This window comes from Algibacter sp. (assembly GCF_029245835.1).
In the GTDB taxonomy this organism is placed as follows: Bacteria; Bacteroidota; Bacteroidia; order Flavobacteriales; family Flavobacteriaceae; genus Algibacter_B.
This window is the reverse complement of the sequence record NZ_JAQWOO010000061.1, coordinates 26,380-47,847: the sequence shown is the minus strand read 5'-3', so window position 1 is coordinate 47,847 and position 21,468 is coordinate 26,380. Positions and strand designations below refer to the sequence as shown.

Here is a 21,468-nt window from a genome sequence, read left to right as displayed (position 1 = left end):
AAATTGAATTATTCTTGAGGCTTCCCTAGTAAATTAAAGTCTAAATGTTTCTTTACTAAATCGGTGTTTTTAACTTTTACTACCACTTCATCTCCTAGTTGGTATACCATACCGTTGCTTCTACCAACCATAGCATATAAGTCTTGATCGAAGGCGTAATGGTCGTCTTTCATATCGCGAACACTTACCATACCTTCGCATTTATTTTGAATAATTTCAACATAAATACCCCAATCTGTTACCCCTGTAATAACCCCTATAAATTCTTCATCTTTATGGTCTTCCATAAAACGAATTTGCATGTATTTTATAGAATCGCGTTCTGCACGTGTTGCTAAGCCTTCCATATTACTGGAGTGGTTACATTTTTCTTCATAAAGATCTTCATTGGCAGATTTCCCACCATCTAAATAATGTTGTAATAAACGATGCGCCATCACGTCTGGATAACGACGAATGGGTGATGTAAAGTGGCTGTAATAGTTAAACGCTAATCCGTAATGACCAATATTTCTTGTGGTATACTCCGCTTTACTCATACTTCGTATGGTTAAGGTATCGACTAAATTTTGCTCTTTTTTACCGGCAACCTCTTGTAATAAATTATTTAAGGATACTGTTGTACTTTTTCTATCTTTAAAATTAAGTTTGTAACCAAAGCGACCAACTACATTTTGAAGTGAAGCTAGTTTGCTTTCGTCTGGCTCATCATGCACACGGTATACAAATGTTTTTTTAGGATCTTGTTTTCCAATAAATTCTGAAACTTTTCTGTTTGCTAATAACATAAACTCTTCAATCAATTTATTAGCATCTTTACTGGTTTTAAAGAATACACCAGCTGGATTATTATGTTCATCTAAATTGAATTTTACTTCAACTTTATCAAAAGAAATAGCACCATCTCGCATACGTTGTCCGCGCATAATTTTAGCTAAATCGTCCATTTTTAATATAGCATCTGCTAATTTTTGATCGGTTTGATATGTTTTTCCTGTTAAAGATACCTCTGCAGGAATGGTGTTGATTTTAGATTCTATAACCGCTTGTGCTTCTTCGTAAGCATAACGTGCATTACTATAAATTACGGTTCTACCAAACCACTCGTTTTTAATTTCCGCTTTATTATTTATTTGAAACACGGCTGAAAACGTATATTTCTCTTCGTGCGGGCGTAATGAACAGGCGTTGTTAGATAATACTTCTGGAAGCATAGGAACAACGCGATCTACTAAATAAACAGATGTAGCACGCTCGTAAGCTTCATCATCTAAAATAGTGCCTTCTTGTAAATAGTGCGATACATCTGCAATATGAATCCCTATTTCGTATAAACCATTATCTAAAACCTCAAACGATAGGGCATCATCAAAATCTTTAGCATCTTTTGGGTCTATAGTAAAGGTTAAATCTTTACGCATATCGCGTCTATTTTTTATTTCTGCTTCTGTTATAGATGTATCAATACCATTTGCAAAAGCTTCAACTTCGTGAGGAAATTCATGTGGTAAACCATATTCTGCTAGTATAGCATGTATTTCTGTATTGTGCTCTCCAGGTTTACCGAGTACTTGAAGTACTTTACCGTGAGGGGAATCTGCTTTTTCTGGCCATTCTTCTAATGATACTAGTACTTTATCACCATCTTCGGCTTTATTTATTTTATTAATAGGTACAAAAATATCTGTGTACATTTTGTTGCTATCAGGAACTACAAAAGCAAAATTCTTTTTCTCATGAATTTGAATAACACCAACATACTCTGATTTTGCACGTTTAATAATAGTAGTAATTTCGCCTTCTGCTTTTCCTCGTTTTCTGCGTTTGTAAGCATAAAATTCTACTTCATCGCCGTGTAATGCTTTGTTAATATTGTTAGATGCTATAAAGACATCATCTTCAAAATCGTCACAAATTATGTAACCGTTTCCTTTAGCTGCTAAATCTAGCTTACCAATATGATACTCAGTATTTACAACAGCTTTAAATTTACCACGATCTACTTCTTCTATCTCTTTTTTAACTGCTAGTTTTGCTAAGGTTTTTATGATTTGATTCCGACTACTAGCATCATTAACACCTAATTTAGCAGCAATTTGTTTATAGTTGAATACTTGATTTCTTTCTTTTTTTAATATACTTAAGATTGTATTTGTAAGGTTGGAAATTCCTTTATTTTTGGATTTTCCTTTTCTATTTCTTGTCATTTAATTATTGTAATCATTTTCAATTCCTAAGATATAGGAAATTTTGTTATTTAATAGCATTGTACACGTGAAGAAATTGCTATTTGTTTTTACAAAGTTAGGGTTTTAATATTTAATCGTTTTTTTAAATTGTTAAATCAAAGTTATCCACATTATATATTATATAATTATTTTTCTTTTAAAATTTAAAAAAATAAATGATGGTTATTATAGCTTGTGAATAGCGGTATAACTTTTTTATCTTTTATTTTGATTTATATCTTATAGAATGTTGTTGATATGAAATGAACAATTTATAAATAGTTAACTCGCTTAAATTGAAGTTTTTTAATTTTTCTATTAACAATTGTTAGTAACCTACATTAACAACATTTTTTAATAAGTATTATAATTAATAAAACTCACAACTATATAATTTGATACTTATAACTTAACTAAAAATTTATGCTAACTAATTAGTAAATTAACTTTAGGTTTTTGATTGAAAATTTAACTGGATAATCCTAATAAAAGTTTTAATAAACGCTGTTTAGATATTAACAAGTTACTAATAATAGATACTATACTTCTAAACAATTTATTATTACTATTTAAAACCTTCTTTTATTAGTATATATTTAAGATGGTCTTTTTAATAAAAACAATAATCTAAATTCTTAATTTACTACCTTTGTATACTGATACAATAATATAAATAAAATGACAATTTCAATAGGAAACGATCACGCAGGAGTAGATTATAAATTTGCTGTAATAGCTTTATTAGAATCTAAAGGTATTACTGTTAATAATTATGGTACCGATACTAATGATAGTGCAGATTATCCAGATTTTGTACATCCTGTTGCTAAAGATGTTGCTTCGAAAAAAGCAGATTTTGGAATTTTAATTTGCGGTAGTGGTAACGGTGTAGCAATGACTGCTAATAAATACCAAGAGGTTAGAGCTGGTTTATGCTGGAATAAAGAAATTGTTCATTTAATTAGACATCACAATAATGCTAATATATTATGTATTCCTTCGCGTTATACAGCTATACCTCAAGCGTTAGAAATGGTTGAAACCTTTTTAAATACCGAGTTTGAAGGTGGTAGACACCAAAGAAGAATAGATAAAATTCCATTATCTTGTTAATATTATTATAAATGAATCACCATCATGGTCATAATCATTCGCATGGTCATGGCGACTTTAAAGGTCGTAATCTTCTAATATCTATTTTATTAAATATTCTTATAACAGTTGCTCAAGTTATAGGTGGTGTGTTATCTGGAAGTTTAGCACTTTTAAGTGATGCGCTTCATAATTTTAGCGATGTTATTTCTTTGGTTGTTAGTTATATAGCTAATGAGTTAAGTAAAAAGAAAGCCTCTTTTCAAAAAACTTTTGGTTATAAACGTGCTGAAATTTTAGCTGCTTTTATTAATGCAGCCACTTTAATAGTGGTAGCTATTTTATTAATTATTGAAGCTGTTGAACGGTTTCAAAATCCACAAGACATAGAATCAAACTTAGTGATTTGGCTTTCTGGAATTGCTATATTAGGAAATGGTTTTAGTGTAGTTTTATTAAAAAAAGATGCTGAAGCAAATATGAATATGAAAAGTGCTTATCTCCATTTATTTACTGATATGATGGCTAGTGTTGCTGTTTTAATTGGTGGTTTATTAATGAAGTATTACAAATTATTTTGGGTAGATAGCGTACTTACTTTTATCATTGCTTTGTATTTAATTTGGATGGGTTTTGATTTATTAAAAACATCTACAAAAGTACTCATGTTATTTACTCCAGATGCTATTCCAATAAAAAAAATTGTGACTGAAATTAACGCTTTTAGCAGTATAAAAAATGTGCATCATGTGCATGTTTGGCAACTTAATGAAGACGAAATTCATTTAGAGGCTCATATCGATTTTACTGAAGATATTACGTTATCAAAATTTAATAAAATACTTCATGAAATAGAAGAATTAGTATTTCATAAATACGATATTAATCATGTAAATATTCAACCAGAGTTTGGTAAGGATGATGCTAAAGATGTAATTGTACAAGATTAAAAAATGTTAGAAATTATAGTTAAAACGTTTTCAGAATTAAGTACTCAAGAACTTTATGATTTACTCCAACTACGAAGTGAAGTTTTTGTTGTAGAGCAAGACTGTGTGTATCAAGATTTGGATGGAAAAGATGAAAAAGCACTTCATGTTTTAGGATTTAAAAATAATAAAATAGTGGCTTATACACGTATTTTTAAAGCAGGCGATTATTTTGAATTACCAAGTATCGGTAGAGTAGTTGTTGCTAAAAACGAAAGAGCTTATAAATATGGTATAGATATTATGAACGCTTCCGCGGAAGCGATAAAAAAATATTTTAATGAAACTTCCATAAAAATATCAGCACAAGTATATCTTAAAAAATTCTATAATAGTTTGGGATTTAAAAAAGTAGGCGAGGAGTACCTTGAAGATGATATTCCGCATATTGCTATGATAAAAAAATGATTTAAAACTTTTGAAATTAATGAGGTTTCGACTGCGCTTAATCTGACATAAATATTATCGTTTTAAAGCAAAATAGCCACGTAAAATGTCGCGCGTGTTTAAAACAATTTCATACCAATAACTGTCACTACTTAATAATTCGCCATTATAAGTTCCATCCCAACTAGTAGCGCTATTAGATAAAAACTTTAAAAGTTTTCCGTTTCGATTATAAATAGAAATATTATTAATCAGGTTTAATTTATCATAAACTTGCCAAACATCATTAGTACCATCATTATTTGGTGTAAAAAATTTTGGAATAAAAAAATCTTCATTATTAATAACAATAACAAAACTACTTTCATTACTATTACAAGTGGTTTTATTAAAAATATAAATGGTTTGTGAACTTGTAATAATATCTCCAGAATTTAATGATAATCCCATACCATTAGATTCAGTAAAATAATTACCATTATTAAGTACTGGTAATGTGTAACTTGTTCCAAATACGTTTTCTAAAGTATCAATCGGTATAAAATTACTGCATTCATTTTGAGATTCAACATAGTTTAAAAATGAGGCTGGTACCCAAGAGGAATAATCTCCATTAGCATTATTAACTACAACACAATTTAAATCTGGATTAGAATCAAAATTAACAGTTGTAATTATATTGTTATTTCCGTTATTCAGATTTAATAAGCATAATTGATTATGACTACAATTTAAATCGGTTAAGTCCGGGTTTTTTGAAAGATCTAATTCACTAATTTGATTGTTAAAACAGGATAAGATTGTCAGCGCATTATTGTTTTTAAGATCTAAATTTGTTATTTGATTTTGTTCACAGAATAAGATGGATAAGTTTGTATTAGCACTAACATCTAAATTAGCTAATTGATTATTTCCGCATTGAAACCTTCTTAAACCCACACTATTTGAAACATCAAGCATGGTTATTTGATTTTGTTCGCAGATTAACACATTTAAATTTGAATTGTTAGATGTATCGAGATTCGTTAAGCGGTTATCTTCACAACGTAAAGAAATTAAACCTGGGTTTTGAATTGTATTTAGACTTGATAATTGATTACTAAAACACCACAACCTTACTAGGTTAGAAAGACTTGTAATATCTATATTGGTTAATTGATTTTCACTACAATACAATTCTATAAGGTTGGTGTTTTGAGTGATATTTAAAACCGTTAATTGGTTATTAGAACAGTCTAAATTAGTTAAGCTTATAAAATCTTCAATACCGGTTAAATCTGTAATATTTCTATTCGCGATATCTAAATCTGTAATCCCGATAATATTTAAAGTCAGTACGTTATCATCTAAAGGCGGTGTATCTAAACCAAAATCGATTAGAGCTTGTTCAAAATTATCATCAGGAATAAATGTATTTTGGGAGCGGCTGTTTATAGTAATTAAACAGAAACTAATTATGATACACTTAGTTTTGGAGCACATGGAAGTTTATTTAGCTTGATTACTCACATAGGTAATGAGTATTTCTACGCGTCTGTCAAGTTCTGGATCGCCACCTAACGGAAATTTTCTTCGCATACCTATGGCACGCATACGTTTTTTATCTATGCCTTTATTTGCAAAATAATTGTAAACATATTGCGCTCTCGCTTCTGATAGATTACGTTTTTTCGTTTTTCTATTAACAGCATCTCTTGTGTTTTGTGTGCAACATACATGGCCTTGGATGGTAAAATAAATATCATCACGTTGTAAAAGTGCTTTTGCTATAGACTCGAGTATTTTTTTAGATTTTGGTGTTACAGATGCATAACCCGTTTTAAATAGAATATTTTTAAATAATATTTTATCTCCTTTATCCCCATCTTTTATAAGCTCTAAAACACTTTTTTCCTTCGGTTTAGCTGGTTTTTCTATTACTTTTTCAACGATAGGTTTAGGTGTTTTAGGTTTTACGATAATTTCCACTTTTCGGTTTAAACCTCTTATTTTTAAAAGGTTTTCTTCTTCCACTATTTTAAGAAGTATCTCGCCTTTACCATCAACATTTGTTATTAATGTTTCACTTATTTCATTATTAGCAAAAATGGCTTTTATAGCATCTGCACGTTGTTGAGATAATACCAAGTTATAAGAGTCTGCCCCTCTATCATCACAAAAACCAAATATGGAAATGGATTCAATATCTATATCGTTTAAAGTAGAAATAAAGAGTAATAATCGATTTTCTTCGGTGTTAGGAACCTCGTATTTATCTGTATTAAAATAAACTTCATGTGTTAATTCTTTTTGAGAAAAAGCAAAACCACTACTTAAAGCGAATAATAGTAATACCAATAATTTATTCATAAAAGGATTTCAATAGGTTATAAATATACTATTTTTAATCTAAAATCATGCCAGAAGCCAATATGTATGCGGTTTTGTATGATGTGCTGATAGTATTAAAGTTACGTATTTATTTCAAATAACCTTGATAAGTTGATGGGTTGCTAAGTATATCAGTTGCTTTTTTTATTTCTGGATCATGCATTTCTAAATATTCATATAAACCTTCTCTATATACATAGCGTTTCACGATATCTTTAGTTAATAACTCTAATAAATACTCTTTATTTTCATCAATAATATTAGTTTTAGAGGTATTTAGATTAGAAATTAATGTATTAAAATCACGTTCTATATTATCATTTAATTCTTCTTTTTTAGACGTTTCAAATGCTTTTTTTAGCGCCTTTTCTGTATCCGTTTCAAATGAAAAATTATTAGTTTGCAAGTAATTTTTAAAACTAGAGAAGTCTTTATCTGAGAGTTTTAAAGTATTAATATCATCAAATTTATGATTGTAATAATACTTGGTAGCGTAATCAAAAATCATATCATTATTTACAATAGCAGTTGTAATCGGTGATATTTTGTAAGACCCAACCGGAACATCTGGAAAAACACCGCCACCATCAAATACTTTCCTGCCATTTTTAGTTTTAAATGCGTTATAATTTTCTTGTTTGATTTTTACAGCTTCGCCTTTTTCATTTCTATTCCAATAATCTTGAGATTGAATATATCTTCCTGAGGGGGTATAATATCTTGAAATTGTAATTTTAACTTGTGTACCGTAAGTCAAAAGTTTTGGTCGTTGCACCAAGCCTTTACCAAAGCTTCTAGAGCCCACAATAACAGCACGATCTAAATCTTGAAGCGCACCAGAAACAATTTCACTTGCCGATGCGCTACTGCCATCTAAGAGAATAACTAAAGGGATTTTAGTATCAATAGGCTCATTTTTGGTAAGGTACGTCCGGTTATATTTTTTTACTTTAGATTTTGTGGTTACAACTAACTGCCCTTTAGGCACAAAAAGATTTACGATTTTTATAGCTTCATTAACCAACCCACCAGGATTTCCGCGCAAATCTAAAATAATGCGTTCTGCACCTTGCGCTTTTAAATCGCGTAAAGCATAGTTGGTTTCGGCATGTGCTTTTCTACTAAACCTGCTTAAAACAATATAACCTGTTTTATCGTTTATTAATGAGAAATGCGGTACAGCTTTAATATCAACCTCTGCACGTTTTATAGTAGCGGTTTTAGTTTCCCCTTGGCGTTTATAGGTTACTTCTACAGAAGAGCCTGAGGCGCCCCTTAGTAAATCACCCGCATGATCATCATAATCTTTAACTAAAATAGTTCCTACTTTTATAATCTCATCACCTGCTTTCAAACCTGCTTTATCTGCTGGATAATCTTTATAAGGTTCAATAACAACCAACTTTGTTTTTAAGGTTTTTATTCTTGCGCCAATACCTGTATAATCACCAGTATTATTAATTCTAGCAGCTTCAACATCTTGCTCGTTCATAAAATTAGTATATGGATCTAAATCTGCTAACATACTTTTAATAGCAGTATCCATTAAATCTGCAGGGTTGGTTTCATCTACATAATTCATGTTTAATTCTTTAAACAATGTGGTGAAAATCTCTATTTGTTTAGCAATTTCAAAAAAATCATTTTTAAAAGCTGTTGTTGAAAAGAAGATAACACTGGCCAGTATAGGAATTATGATTTTCTTTTTTAGTAATTTTTTCATAGTTAATTATTTATCAGAAGTTTTGCTAGAAAACTTTTCAAATAAGGCTTTCATTCTAGTTTCTACTTGTGCAAACGTGGGCTTATCTTTTCCAATGTACAAAATCATAAACGCATGTTGTGTTTTTAAATTGTTAAAAAAGTGAGCTTTATTTAGTCTGTAAGACTCTCTTAATAAACGTTTTATTCGATTTCTATCTACGGCAGTTTTAAAGTTTCGTTTACTTACAGAAACGCCTGTTTTAGCAATAACATCATCTTCAAACGCTGTGGATAAATAAACGAGTCGTAACGGAAATGCAGAAACTGATTGCCCTTCAGTAAATAACTGGTCAATCAGCTTTTTGCTTTTAAGCTTTTCTTTTTTTGAATAGGTTGTAGACATATATAGATTTACATCTACAAAAATAACAATAACAATTAACACCAAAGCACTTGAGATTCTATATGATAAAAATCATATTTAAAATGTTTATATTGGGGTAATTTAATCCATTAATAATAAAAAAATATGTTGTTATGGGAGATTTAAATGTGTCTATACTCAATACAAAAAAAGACAGAGCTAACTATATCCATCATTTATTAAATGATATAGAAGCTTTGGATATCATGATTGAAAACAACATGATTGAAGAGGGCCCCTTTCGTATTGGCGCCGAACAAGAATTTTGTTTAGTAAACGATCAATTTTTACCAGAAAGTAGATCGTTAGAATTATTAGAGGCTATTAATGACGACCATTTTACAACTGAAATAGGTAATTATAATTTAGAACTTAATTTAGACCCTCTCAAGCTTGATGGCACTTGTTTTTCTGAACTACACAAGCAATTGGAAGCCTATTTAAATAAAGCGAAAAAGGTAGCTGCAAAAAAAGGAATAAAAATTATTTTGACCGGTATTTTACCTTCATTATCTGTAAATAATGTAGGTGAAGAAAATATGACTAATGTCGAGCGTTATTCCGTTTTAAATGATGCTTTTAAACAATCACGAAGAAAAAGTTTTGATATTCACATTAAGGGTGTAGACGAACTCAATTTATTACACGATTCTGTAATGTTAGAAGGTTGTAATACCAGTTTTCAGATGCATTTACAACTGAGTCCAAAAGACTTTGTAGATAATTACAACTGGGCACAAGCTATTGCAGGACCTATTTTGAGCGTATGTACAAATTCGCCAATACTATTTGGAAAAGAATTGTGGAGTGAAACACGAATTGCATTATTTACTCAAAGTATTGATACTAGAGCAAACTCTTATTTACTTAATGAGAAACAATCTAGAGTTAGCTTTGGTAACGATTGGGAACGAGGTACAATTACTGATATTTTTAAAAACAACATATCAAGGTTTAGAAGTTTTTTAACTACACATTTTACACGTAATAGTGTAGATATGATTAAAAACAACGAAATGCCAAACCTTAAAGCATTACAGTTGCACAATGGTACGGTATATCCATGGAATAGAGTCTGTTATGGGGTTATGGACGGAAAAGCAAGCTTAAGAATTGAAAACAGATATATTCCTTCCGGCCCAACAACTGCTGATGAAATTGCGAATATGATGTTTTGGGTTGGTGTGATGATGGGCAAACCTAAGTCGTTAAAAAATATTCATGAACAATGGGATTTTAAAGACGTAAAAACAAATTTCTTTAATGCAGCGCGTTATGGTATGGCAACACAGTTCTATTGGAATGGAAAATACGTATCAAGTCATAAACTAATTTTAAACGAACTCCTTCCTATGGCTTATAAAGGCTTATACCACGTTGGAGTAAGTCCAAAAGACGCCGAGTATTACTTAAAAATTATTAAGGACAGGGTTAAGGGAGATAACGGCTCAGAGTGGATGGTTAGAGGCTACAGAAACTTATTAAAATCCCACAAACGTTATGAGGCTATGCAAATATTAACTGCTAATATATATGAAAAACAAGAAAAAGGCTATCCAGTTTCGGTTTGGGGGATGCTGCATCATGCAGGTGAAATATCTTTTAAGGCAAAATATGTGGTAAAGCATCTTATGAATCGAGATATTTTTTCAGTTGATAAAGAAGATAGTATCGATTTGGTATTGCATATTATGATGTGGAAAAAAATTCATCACATGCCTGTAGTAAATCATGAACGCGAATTAGTAGGGTTAATTTGTTGGTCCGATCTTGAAAACTATTTAGACGATTATGAAGGGAAAGAGAATAACGTTGGAAAATTGATGAAGACGGATATTATTACAGTCGATCAATATACACCAATTGAAACAGCAAAAAAACTAATGGAAACTCATGCCATCGGTAGTTTACCTGTAGTTAAAAACGGTAAGTTAGTGGGCTTAGTTACAAAAAGTGATTTTAATGTATGATTAAAGTATATAATAAAGCACTCGATAGCAGTATAAAAATAAACAGAATATTAGGTAAAATTGAAGGCGCTAAACCAGGACCTACTGTGGTTTTTTTTGGTGGTATACATGGAAATGAAACCTCAGGTGTATTTGCTCTTAAAGATGCATTGGCAGGTGTAAATGGGGCTTATTTAAAAGGCACTATTTATGGCATTTCTGGAAATTTAAATGCACTTAAAAAGCACCAGCGTTATATTGAGGAAGATTTAAACAGAATTTGGACAAAACAAAATATTGAGGCTATTAAAAATAAAGCTAGTCTAAATGAAGATGAAAAAGAATTACTCGAGTTGTTAGATCTTTTAAATACTATTTTAGAAACTAATAAACCTCCTTTTTACTTTGTAGATTTACACACTACTTCTAGCAAAACATTACCATTTATCACTATTAATGATGCTATAATTAATCGAAAATTTTCAGAACAATTTCCTGTACCTATTGTATTAGGGATAGAAGAATATTTAAATGGACCATTATTAAGTTATATAAATCAATTGGGTTATGTGTCTTTAGGGTTTGAGTCTGGCCAGCACGATGAGTTTTCTGCCATTACCAATAGTATTGCCTTTGTATACCTAACTTTGGTTTATTCGGGGGTGTTAAAAGAAGAAGCAGTGATTAATTTTTCAAAATATCACGAACAATTAAAACAACAAGCAAACCACACTAATGATATATTTGAAGTTGTATACCTTCACAAAATCAGCAAAGGTGAGCGCTTTAAAATGCTCAATGGTTTTGAAAGTTTTGAACAAATAAAAAAAGGGACAAAATTAGCGGAAAGTAATTCTAAGGAAGTATTAGCGACTATTAGCGGTAATATATTTATGCCTTTATATCAAAAAAGAGGTGCAGAAGGCTTTTTTATAATAAAACCTATTAAACCTATTTTCTTAAAATTATCAGCAGCCTTAAGACGTATAAAAACAGATACGTTATTGGCGTGGTTACCCGGAATAACTTGGATAAATAAAACTGAAGGGATATTACAAGTTAACTTGACTACTGCTAAGTTTTTAGCGAAACCTCTATTTCATTTATTAGGTTATAGAAACAAGCAAATAACAAGCACACATTTAAGACTAAATAATAGAGAACGTGTGGCAAAAACTAAGATTTATAAAAAAGAACCTTGGTATTAATATTTAAGTTATGAGTAAAAAATCATTCTATTGCTAAAATTCAGTTATCTGATTTTTAGCAATAGAATGATAAAGCTTGCAACTTTAAATTAATTATTTTTTAAAACAGAAGTAATCAATGCTGACCCTTTTTAAAGCCATAAGTGTTTTGTCCTATAAAATCATGTGGAAATTTATCATCGCCTTTAAATCCAATCTCAATAGTCCCACTATCTTCAGGAATGTAATTGGTTTTAAAAATATAGTCCCAGAGGCTTAAACTAATACCATAATTCACGCCATGTTTTCCCTCAGGTAATACATAAGCATGATGATATAAATGCATTACTGGGTTATTGAAAATATACTTTAATGGTCCCCAAGTAATTTTAATATTTGCATGGTTCAAATGACCAATAGCAATGGTTATAAAGTGAATAATAAAGGCTTGTTCGGGCTCAAAACCACCAATTATCATAACACCAAATGTCTTAAGCGGTTTATAAAATATGTTTTCCATCCAATGGTACCTTAAATGTGCGGCAAACCCCATTTCTTTCACACTGTGGTGAACTTTATGAAACTTCCATAGAAAACCATATCTATGTAATAATACATGCGTAAACCATTGCACAAAATCTAGTATAATAAAGAATACAAACAATTGTAGAGCAGGTGCCCATTCTGAGATGTCAAAAAGCGCTAAACTTTTTGCCGTAATATTAATTTCACCAAAAAGCAACCCTAAAATCTCATAAACACCACTGATGACGATTGAGAAAATGAAAAAATTAAAGAACATATAAAATGCGTCTAACCAAAAGTCTTTTCTAAAAATAGATTGATCTTTTCGCCACGGAAATGCGATTTCTAAAAGCCATACAACTATTGAGATGGCAATAAGTCCCCAAAAATAATTGGTATACCATGGCACTTCAAATAATATAGATTTCCATGTCCAATTTAATGTGCCTTGAAAGGCATTGATAAATGCGTCTAAATACTTTTCCATAATTACTTACTTAAATTGTTATATTATCTTTTTCAATTGGTAAATCATTAAAATAACTCCACTCAGTCCATGAGCCATCATAATTTTTTACATTTTTATACCCTAATAATTGTGTAAGCACAAAAGTAGTATGTGCTGAGCGCACGCCACTATGGCAATACAAAATAATAGGCTCGTTCTTTTTTATATTTAATTTACTATATATTATTTCTAAATCTTTTATTGATTTAAAGCGCATATCACCATTATAGTTTATAGCTCCAACCCAATCAATATGAACACTACCTGGTATCCTTCCTCCTTTAGTAGCGCCTTTTTTTTGTCGTTTACCCGAAAACTCATCATCACTTCTAGTATCCAAAATCACAGTATTGTTACTTAAAGCTTTAAGCACCTGTTCTTTTGATACATAATAGGGCATCTTTGATTTTTTAGTCAGTTTAAAAACAGCTGTATTTACTTCTGGTATTTGAGTGGTCACCTCCCCATTATTTGCCTTCCATTCAGTAATTCCTCCATGTAATAATTTTATATTTTTAAAATCATAATTTTGCAATATCCACCATAATCTTGAAGCTTCACATAAACCATTATCGTCATATATTATAATGGTATCATCAGTTTTAATACCTAACTTTCCAAATAAAGTTTCTATTTGTGTTTTACTTGCCATAATTCCTGGGTAAGCATAAGAGGAGTCCTCAATATCCGTTCTCCAAAGATTTATAGCACCAAGTATATGTTCACTTTCATAGATTTCTTTTTTTCTGAAATCAATTATTTTAATGTTTTGTTGTTGGGCAATTATTTTCAATTCATTGGCCTCGATTAAATATGTCGTTTTAGCTTCTGATAAATTATTTGCGTTATCGTGTTTACATGCAGAAGTGATTAATAAAAGCAATATGATATTAATCCTCCAATTCATACCAATCGATATCTTTTAAAACCATTCGCCTTCCTTTCGCTATTGGCGGATAGTTTGTAACTAAATAATTAACAATAACCTCTTGATTACGGCCTAAATCCCAAAGATTTTGTGTTTCCTGCATCCACTTAATTGTCGCATTCCAACGTTCAGTATTCATTCTGTTTTGGGTTACTAATTTTGAGGAATGACAATTGGTACAATTATTTACAACAATCATTAACCCTTCGGCATCAACCAAACCAGTTCGTACATGAATTCCGTTTTCAATCCTATCTTCGTCAATTTCAACAGGCGTTAACACAACCGTTTCAGGCTTTAACAAAAAATCAAAAACATTAGGATTTACCATGTAATACATCAATCCACCTCCAGTAATTACAAACAATGCAAAAAGCAACATCAATAGACGATATACCTTTCTCACTTGAGCTCCAAATGCTTCTTTTTTGTTCATTTATTTAACTTTAACAGCTATTCTATGGCATGCATTATTTAAATATCCTTTTGGGTTCCAGCCTGGTAAAAGCATTGGTTGGGCAATACCATTGGTATCTGTAGCTCTTGCCCAAACTTCGTAGTAACCAGATTTTGGAAAATCTACTGTGGCCGAAAAATGTTGCCATGCTAAACGGTTTGCTGGTTTTTCAATGCTACAAGTACTCCAAGTAGAACCAAAATCTATCGAATATTCCATTTTATCAACCTCTAACTCTCCTGCCCATGCATGACCTCTAATAGTTAATGCCTTTCCTTTTTGTATCATGGCGCCAGTTTTAGGATAGGTAATCAATGATTTTACAGGCATAGACTCTATGATACACATATCTTCATCTTTCACTTTTTCTCCTGGTGCCACGGGTTCGCAAGGCACTCTATAAGCTGTTCCAGTCATTTTTGTACCATCATGTACTTGGTTACGAATACTAATTCTATCAACCCACTTTCCCGAAACCGAAGCTGGCCAGCCACCTGCAACTAAACGTAACGGATATCCATGAATTAGTGGAATATCTTCACCATTCATTTTAAAGGCTAAAAGTGTTTCATCTTGTAAGGCTTTATCCATTGGACAACCTCTGGAGATTGGTTCTTTTTTAGGGTCCAAACTAAGATGCTTATCAATAGCATGGTACCCAATATAAACCGCATTACTTTTAATACCTGCATCTTCTAACACATCACGTAAACGTACACCTGTCCATGAAGCGCAATGTACGGCACCAATAGTCCATTGGTTTCCTTTTGCCGGTGGATCAAATTCAGCACGTCCATTACCACCACATTCTAATGTTAATTGATAGGTATGCTGCTCGAACTTAGATTTTAGATCAGAAAGCGTGTATGTTTTTTTGTTTTTAACCGATTCGCCATCAATTGTAAGTGTCCATATATTGGGGTCAACGTTTTCTGGCACTAATCCGTTATTTCTTATAAACATGCACGAATTAGGTGTTATTTTATCATCTAACAAATGTGCTTGCGCTTCAATATTCCATGGTTTATCATTGAGCACAACCATGTCTTTGTGCTTATTAAATAACTTAAAAGGATCAGGGTCCTGCAACGCTAAAGGGGTATAACCATCAAGCATCTTAGCCCCATAAACAAGCTCTATTCCTATTATAGCAGTGAATGAACTTAGTGTTGATTTTTTTATAAAATCTCTTCTTTTCAAAATATTATATATTAGTTTATAATAACTAACTTCCTAAAGTACAGTTTTTAAGTATCTTTTAATGTAACTAAAGTTACATTAAAAGAGTGTGTATAATGCTAAATTGCATAATTACTTAAAAATATACAATGATGAATATCATGACAAAAGATTTTGAAACTAAATTTACAGGTTGGGCATTTATTGTAGCTGCCTTATTATTATGGTTAGGTTGGGCTTTATCTCCTCATCATATTGGTGAATACATAGTAGCTTCAGATTTTGAAGCCATTGGGGAAAGCGTTTGGACGTGGATTTGGATGTATCGTATTCATATCTTTGGTTGGGTTACCATGGCAATTGCCATATTTGCTTTAGTATCGGTAACAGCTAGAAAGCCATATCGTGTACTCATTTTACCCGGTGCTGGTATGTTAATTATAGGCACATTTACCTTAGCTATCGCAAACGCTTATTTTTATAATTTTGGTGCATGGGGTGTTGGTCAAACAGCAGGAAAGACAGTTATTGAAATTCAAGCTTTTGTAAATGATATTTTATATACCAATCAATACGTGACTTGCTTTATTCGTTTCGGTCGTGTGTTCTCTGGTGTTGGCTTAGTTTTATTAGGTTATGGATTTATTAAATGGCACATTGTTGCTAAATGGTTGGGCTGGTTTACCGTACTCTTAGGTCTTGCAGCTATGGGTGTTGTTATGGGAATTCCAGATAATTACGAAATCTACAAACCCCTATTTCATATTAAAGTGATTTGGTTGGTAGCCATGGGTGTAATGGTGCTAGTGAAGGGTGTTCATTTACCAAAATTTGAAGCATAGCGCCTTAAATTTTAATAATTTTTGAGGTGAATGATTTGAGATTACACTCTATTCTATATTGCGAATATTTTATTGTTTTGTTGACTAATATCTGATTTTAAATGACTTTAATTTTACTCTCACAAAATGTAAGTTCGATAAATCAAAAAAGCCACCTCGTTTAAGCGAGGTGGCTTAAATTTTTATAAAAATTATACTATTTTTTATTATTTGTTTTATCAATATCAGCCATTAAACTTTTAGGATCAATTTCAACACTTTTTATAGTTTTTGACACATTAAAAGTATAGGTTGGATATGCCCAAGCCCAATCTTTAATGGTGGTAGCTACCGTTGGTTTTTCACCACGCATCATTTGTAATGGGATATAAAAATCTTCAGTAGTACCATCTGCGTAAGTTACTAAAACATCAATAGGCATAGGCATTAAACCAATACGCTCTAACGTAACCGATTTATTATCAACGCTTTTTACAGCATAATCAATGGTATTTGTGGTTTGCGTCCAATCTATTAAATACCAGTCTAACTCTAAACCAGATATTTTTTCTGCGGTTCTAATAAAATCTACTGGTCTTGGATGTTTAAAAGAAAAATCTCTAAAATATTGTTTTATTGTTTTTTCTTGGTTTTCTTGACCAATAACATAAGCCAATTGTTTTAAAAACACATAACCTTTATAATAAGCCGATATAGAGTACGACTGATTAAAGTTGTACCTATCTGAATGCGTTGATTGTGGTTGCTCTTTTCCAGATTTTGCTAAATAAGTATAAACGTCATAAACGCGTTTTGAAAGCGCTTCAAAATCTTTATTAAAAATATGGCTTTCAGCAAGAGTACCAATATATTCTGTAAAACCTTCATCCATCCATGAGTGTCTAAGTTCGTTACTTGCTAAAATAAATTGAAACCACGAGTGTCCCATTTCATGAGCCGTAACACCAAATAAACCTTCAAAAGATCCTTCACCTAAAATCAAGGTGCACATGCCGTATTCCATGCCGCCATCACCACCTTGAATTACTGAATATTGTTTATAAGGATACTGGCCTACGTTCCCGCTAAAAAACTGCATTAATTCTACAGCTTTTGGCTGCAAGTTTTTCCAATTTTCAAGTTTTTCCTTTGGCATGGTACTTTTGTATAAAAAGTGCAATAGTGGGCCGTTTGGTACTTGCTTTGTATCGTGACTATAATCTGGGTCTGCTGCCCAAGTAAAATCGTGAACTTTAGGCGCCACAAAATGCCATGTTAATTTATCAGAATTAGGACGATTTATAGTTCCTGTTTCATAACCATAACCAATTTCGTTTGGGTTTTGTAAATAACCTGTGCCACCAATGATATAATTTTTATCTATAGTTAGTTTTACATCAAAATTACCCCAAACACCATGAAATTCTCGACCTATGTATGGGTCGGCATGCCAACCTTCAAAATCGTATTCTGCTAATTTTGGATACCATTGCGCCATAGAGAGCGCAACACCTTCTTTATTGTTTCTCCCAGAACGACGAATTTGAACAGGGACTTGCCCATCAAAAACCATATCAAAAGTTACGCTTTCTCCCGGTGTAATTGGTTTTGCCAGTTCTACCTCTAGAACGGTACCCACGGTTTCGTGTATTAAAGTAACACCGTTTTGTTTTAGAGAATTAACTTTAATATAACCAATTTCATTAGGCTTTAGTTTACTGATTCTATCTTTAACTCTTCCATCTGGGTCTGCGATGGTAAGCGAGCGTACATCCATTTCGCTCCCAGGTTGAAACGCATTAAAGTATAAATGATAAAATACCTTATTTAAAACGTCGGGTGAGTTATTGGTATACACTAATTTCTGTTTGCCTTTATATTGATAGGTATTTACATCCATATCAATATCCATTTTGTAATCTACATGTTGTTGCCAATATCCTGATACAATATTTGATGGTGGTACTGGAGTTTGTGGGGTTGAAACCGCAATATCCTTTTGGCTATGACATGACAATAAGAGAAATGATAAGCTGAAGACTGAAATAAATAAACGATTCATAGAAATTTTAAATTAAAAAAAGGGTGTTTGACGAGCCTAAGCAACATACAAAAAACCTCAATTTGTAATATATATTATTTAGATAATTTAGCAGCCATAATTAAGGCATTGTAAGCATTTACCATTTTTGCAGATTTACTTAAATCTGCAAAAGGTCTAATATCTTCTGAGTTTCCACCAACAATAACTTTAGTTTTTAAAGCTAAACCAGAATCCATAATAATTTGTTTTACCTGTGCAGCACTTAAATTTGGAAAATAAGAACGGATTAAAGCAGCTATTCCAGCAACACCTGGAGCTGCCATTGAGGTTCCTCCTTTGGTATCATATTCGTTTTCTGGTGTTGTAGAATATACGCTTGCTCCAGGAGCAAAAACATCAACATTTTGCTTTCCGTAGTTAGAAAAACCAGCAATCATTCCAGAGCCGTATTTTGGAGCCAAAGCACCAACTCTGATATAAGAATCTGAAACTTCTACGCCATTTATATTATCGTCTGGAAAATTAGGTTTCTTATCTACATCATTACTATCATTTCCTGCGGCATGAACAAAAACAACATCATTCTTTCCGGCGTAGGCAATAGCATCACGAGTCCAATCGCTATGTGTTGAGAAGCTTTTTCCAAAACTACCATTTATAACTTTTGCACCATTATCAACTGCGTAACGAATAGCTAAAGCTACATCTTTATCATATTCATCACCATTAGGTACCGTTCTAACACTCATAATCTGAACATTATTTGCCACACCATTAGCACCCTTTCCGTTGTTGCGTTCTGCGGCAATAATACCTGCTACGTGTGTACCATGACTTTCTGATTTTTTAACGGGTTTTACATTACCGTTTCCGTAAAACTTTGTAGACATATCATCTGGATTATCACCAGTAACACGTCCTTTTAAGTCTTTATTTAAGTGGTAGTTTAATCGGTCATTGATGCTTACTAAACTATTTTCAATTTCTTTTAGGGCATCAGCCATAGATTCCGTACCATTGCTAAACAAGTAGTTTGCAATTTGTTGGGCTTGTGCTAATGCCTCATCTTCAGTTTTAATGGCTGCGACTTCCTTTTTAGTATAATCTTTTTTACCAAAGTGTTTTATTAAGGTATCATCAGTAGTTTTAATTTGTTGGAAAATTTGATCATATTGTGTTTTTCTGCCTAACCATTTTTGATATTCTTTATCATATTCTGCTTTGGCTTTTGCATAGTCTGGGTGACTCGTATTTCCAGTTGCTAAGATTCTAACAAATTCTAATTGCTCATTGTAACCATCACCTAAAAAATTCCAACCATGAACATCATCTACATATCCATTTTTATCATCATCTTTTCCATTGTTTGGAATTTCACCTTTATTAGTCCAAATGACATCGTTTAAATCTTCATGATCAATATCAATTCCACTATCAATCACGGCTACAATAACTTTTTTACCTTTTTTGTTTTTAATAATTTCAGCGTAAGCTTTATCTACACTCATTCCTGGTATAGTGTCTTTTACCAAGTCTAAATGCCCCCAATTGTTTTTTTCAGCGTCTGTAAGTTCAGATACTTTTAGGGGTGATGTATCGATATTTTCAACAGGTGTTGATAAAATGGCTGCGGTTCCTCCACATCCAAAAAGTAAAACTGCTAAAAAAGCAGATGTTACCATGGTTTTAATTGTTCTCATTGTATAATTTGAATTAGTCATTTAAAATTTTAATTGAATATATCTTGAGCGGTATAAACATCTTTTAATCGAACCCCTTTTTCTGTGTTTTGTACTGTGATAATTTCGTTATGGGCATCATGTTCTAAAAATAAATAGAAATTATGTTTTGCAGCCATATTTAGAAAGTACTCTTTCTCATCGATTGTTAGTAGCGGTCTGGTATCATAACCCATAACATATGGAATTGGAAGATGCCCAACCGTTGGCAATAAATCAGCCATAAAAGCAATGGTTTTATCTTGATATTTGATAAGCGGAATCATTTGCTTATCGGTATGTCCATCTGCAAAAAAAATATCAAAACCCAACTCAGAATTTTTAAGAATTTTATCTTCTGGAAGCGGTATAAATTTTAGCTGCCCACTTTCTTCCATAGGCATAATATTTTCTTTTAAAAACGATGCGCGTTCTCGTCTGTTAGGTTGTGTTGCCCATTGCCAATGGTCTTTATTACTCCAAAAATGAGCATTTTTAAAAGCAGTCTCAAAACCTGTTTTATTTTTGTTCCATTGAATACTACCTCCGCAATGATCAAAATGTAAATGTGTCATAAAAACATCAGTGATATCATCTCGATGAAACCCGTATGATTTGAGCGATGTATCTAAAGTAAAATCACCCCAAGGATGGTAATATCCATAAAATTTATGGGATTGCTTATTACCCATACCATTATCAATTAATGTAAGACGATTGCCGTCTTCTATGAGTAAACAGCGTGTAGCAATATCAATCATATTGTTAGCATCTGCTGGATTGGTTCGTGTCCACAATGTTTTTGGTACAACACCAAACATAGCGCCTCCATCAAGCTTAATATTACCAGCGTTTATAGGATATAAATTCATATAGATGTAAAATTAAGAAATCTATTGCAAATCCTTGAAAATGTTAAGAATATATTAAGAAATGATTTAGGTTATTTTTATAAAAT

The 21,468-nt window shown here is 31.8% G+C and carries 18 protein-coding genes; 6 read left to right on the top strand and 12 right to left on the bottom strand.

Going from position 1 to position 21,468, the window contains the following annotated elements; translation table 11 throughout:
* Positions 1-8 precede the first annotated feature (8 nt).
* Entirely contained in the window at positions 9-2,207 is a 2,199-nt protein-coding gene (gene rnr / locus P8K68_RS10075; RefSeq protein ID WP_300250368.1) for a ribonuclease R, read from the bottom strand.
* A gap of 699 nt (positions 2,208-2,906) precedes the next feature.
* Here rnr and rpiB point away from each other — a divergent pair.
* Genes rpiB through P8K68_RS10060 form a run of 3 tightly spaced genes read left to right on the top strand, consistent with a single transcriptional unit; the run spans position 2,907 to position 4,717 of the window.
* Positions 2,907-3,341 (top strand): ribose 5-phosphate isomerase B, encoded by a 435-nt coding sequence (rpiB, locus tag P8K68_RS10070; RefSeq protein ID WP_300250367.1) that lies wholly within the window; start codon positions 2,907-2,909, stop codon positions 3,339-3,341.
* A gap of 11 nt (positions 3,342-3,352) precedes the next feature.
* Positions 3,353-4,270: a cation diffusion facilitator family transporter gene (locus P8K68_RS10065; protein ID WP_300250366.1), complete on the top strand. Its 918-nt coding sequence runs from the start codon at positions 3,353-3,355 to the stop codon at positions 4,268-4,270.
* A 3-nt stretch (positions 4,271-4,273) separates the two neighbouring features.
* Positions 4,274-4,717, top strand: coding sequence for a GNAT family N-acetyltransferase (locus tag P8K68_RS10060; protein ID WP_300250358.1), 444 nt, complete (start codon positions 4,274-4,276; stop codon positions 4,715-4,717).
* Between the two features lie 54 nt (positions 4,718-4,771).
* Here P8K68_RS10060 and P8K68_RS10055 read toward each other — a convergent pair whose 3' ends face one another.
* The 4 genes from P8K68_RS10055 to rnpA form a co-directional block, all read right to left on the bottom strand.
* The gene (locus P8K68_RS10055; RefSeq protein ID WP_300250355.1) at positions 4,772-6,178 is read right to left on the bottom strand and encodes a T9SS type B sorting domain-containing protein; all 1,407 of its coding nucleotides are present in this window, start codon (positions 6,176-6,178) and stop codon (positions 4,772-4,774) included.
* A 6-nt stretch (positions 6,179-6,184) separates the two neighbouring features.
* A complete protein-coding gene (locus P8K68_RS10050) occupies positions 6,185-7,045 on the bottom strand; it encodes an OmpA family protein (RefSeq protein WP_300250352.1) in 861 nt (286 codons plus the stop codon).
* 109 nt (positions 7,046-7,154) lie between these two features.
* Positions 7,155-8,789, bottom strand: coding sequence for a S41 family peptidase (locus tag P8K68_RS10045; protein WP_300250351.1), 1,635 nt, complete (start codon positions 8,787-8,789; stop codon positions 7,155-7,157).
* A 6-nt stretch (positions 8,790-8,795) separates the two neighbouring features.
* The gene (gene rnpA / locus P8K68_RS10040; protein WP_300250349.1) at positions 8,796-9,173 is read right to left on the bottom strand and encodes a ribonuclease P protein component; all 378 of its coding nucleotides are present in this window, start codon (positions 9,171-9,173) and stop codon (positions 8,796-8,798) included.
* A 134-nt stretch (positions 9,174-9,307) separates the two neighbouring features.
* Here rnpA and P8K68_RS10035 point away from each other — a divergent pair, with 134 nt between their 5' ends.
* Positions 9,308-11,164 carry a CBS domain-containing protein gene (locus tag P8K68_RS10035; RefSeq protein ID WP_300250347.1) on the top strand — a complete coding sequence of 619 codons (1,857 nt, stop codon included), beginning with the start codon at positions 9,308-9,310 and terminating at the stop codon, positions 11,162-11,164.
* A complete protein-coding gene (locus P8K68_RS10030) occupies positions 11,161-12,351 on the top strand; it encodes a succinylglutamate desuccinylase/aspartoacylase family protein (RefSeq protein WP_300250345.1) in 1,191 nt (396 codons plus the stop codon). Before P8K68_RS10035 ends, P8K68_RS10030 begins: the two co-directional genes overlap by 4 nt.
* Positions 12,352-12,466: 115 nt before the next feature.
* Here P8K68_RS10030 and P8K68_RS10025 read toward each other — a convergent pair whose 3' ends face one another.
* Genes P8K68_RS10025 through P8K68_RS10010 form a run of 4 tightly spaced genes read right to left on the bottom strand, consistent with a single transcriptional unit; the run spans position 12,467 to position 15,948 of the window.
* Positions 12,467-13,342: a sterol desaturase family protein gene (locus tag P8K68_RS10025; protein ID WP_300250343.1), complete on the bottom strand. Its 876-nt coding sequence runs from the start codon at positions 13,340-13,342 to the stop codon at positions 12,467-12,469.
* A gap of 10 nt (positions 13,343-13,352) precedes the next feature.
* Complete coding sequence (locus tag P8K68_RS10020) at positions 13,353-14,270, bottom strand: sulfurtransferase (RefSeq protein WP_300250341.1); 918 nt, start codon at positions 14,268-14,270, stop codon at positions 13,353-13,355.
* The gene (locus tag P8K68_RS10015; RefSeq protein ID WP_300250338.1) at positions 14,254-14,727 is read right to left on the bottom strand and encodes a monoheme cytochrome C; all 474 of its coding nucleotides are present in this window, start codon (positions 14,725-14,727) and stop codon (positions 14,254-14,256) included. Before P8K68_RS10015 ends, P8K68_RS10020 begins: the two co-directional genes overlap by 17 nt.
* A complete protein-coding gene (locus tag P8K68_RS10010; RefSeq protein WP_300250336.1) occupies positions 14,728-15,948 on the bottom strand; it encodes a sulfite oxidase in 1,221 nt (406 codons plus the stop codon).
* 128 nt (positions 15,949-16,076) lie between these two features.
* Here P8K68_RS10010 and P8K68_RS10005 point away from each other — a divergent pair, with 128 nt between their 5' ends.
* Positions 16,077-16,769: a hypothetical protein gene (locus P8K68_RS10005; protein WP_300250333.1), complete on the top strand. Its 693-nt coding sequence runs from the start codon at positions 16,077-16,079 to the stop codon at positions 16,767-16,769.
* A 196-nt stretch (positions 16,770-16,965) separates the two neighbouring features.
* Here P8K68_RS10005 and P8K68_RS10000 read toward each other — a convergent pair whose 3' ends face one another.
* The 3 genes from P8K68_RS10000 to P8K68_RS09990 form a co-directional block, all read right to left on the bottom strand.
* Entirely contained in the window at positions 16,966-18,810 is a 1,845-nt protein-coding gene (locus P8K68_RS10000) for a M1 family metallopeptidase (protein WP_300250331.1), read from the bottom strand.
* Positions 18,811-18,884: 74 nt separating this feature from the next.
* Positions 18,885-20,492, bottom strand: coding sequence for a S8 family peptidase (locus tag P8K68_RS09995; protein WP_300250329.1), 1,608 nt, complete (start codon positions 20,490-20,492; stop codon positions 18,885-18,887).
* Between the two features lie 29 nt (positions 20,493-20,521).
* Positions 20,522-21,382, bottom strand: coding sequence for an MBL fold metallo-hydrolase (locus tag P8K68_RS09990; RefSeq protein WP_300250327.1), 861 nt, complete (start codon positions 21,380-21,382; stop codon positions 20,522-20,524).
* Between the last annotated feature and the right edge of the window lie 86 nt (positions 21,383-21,468).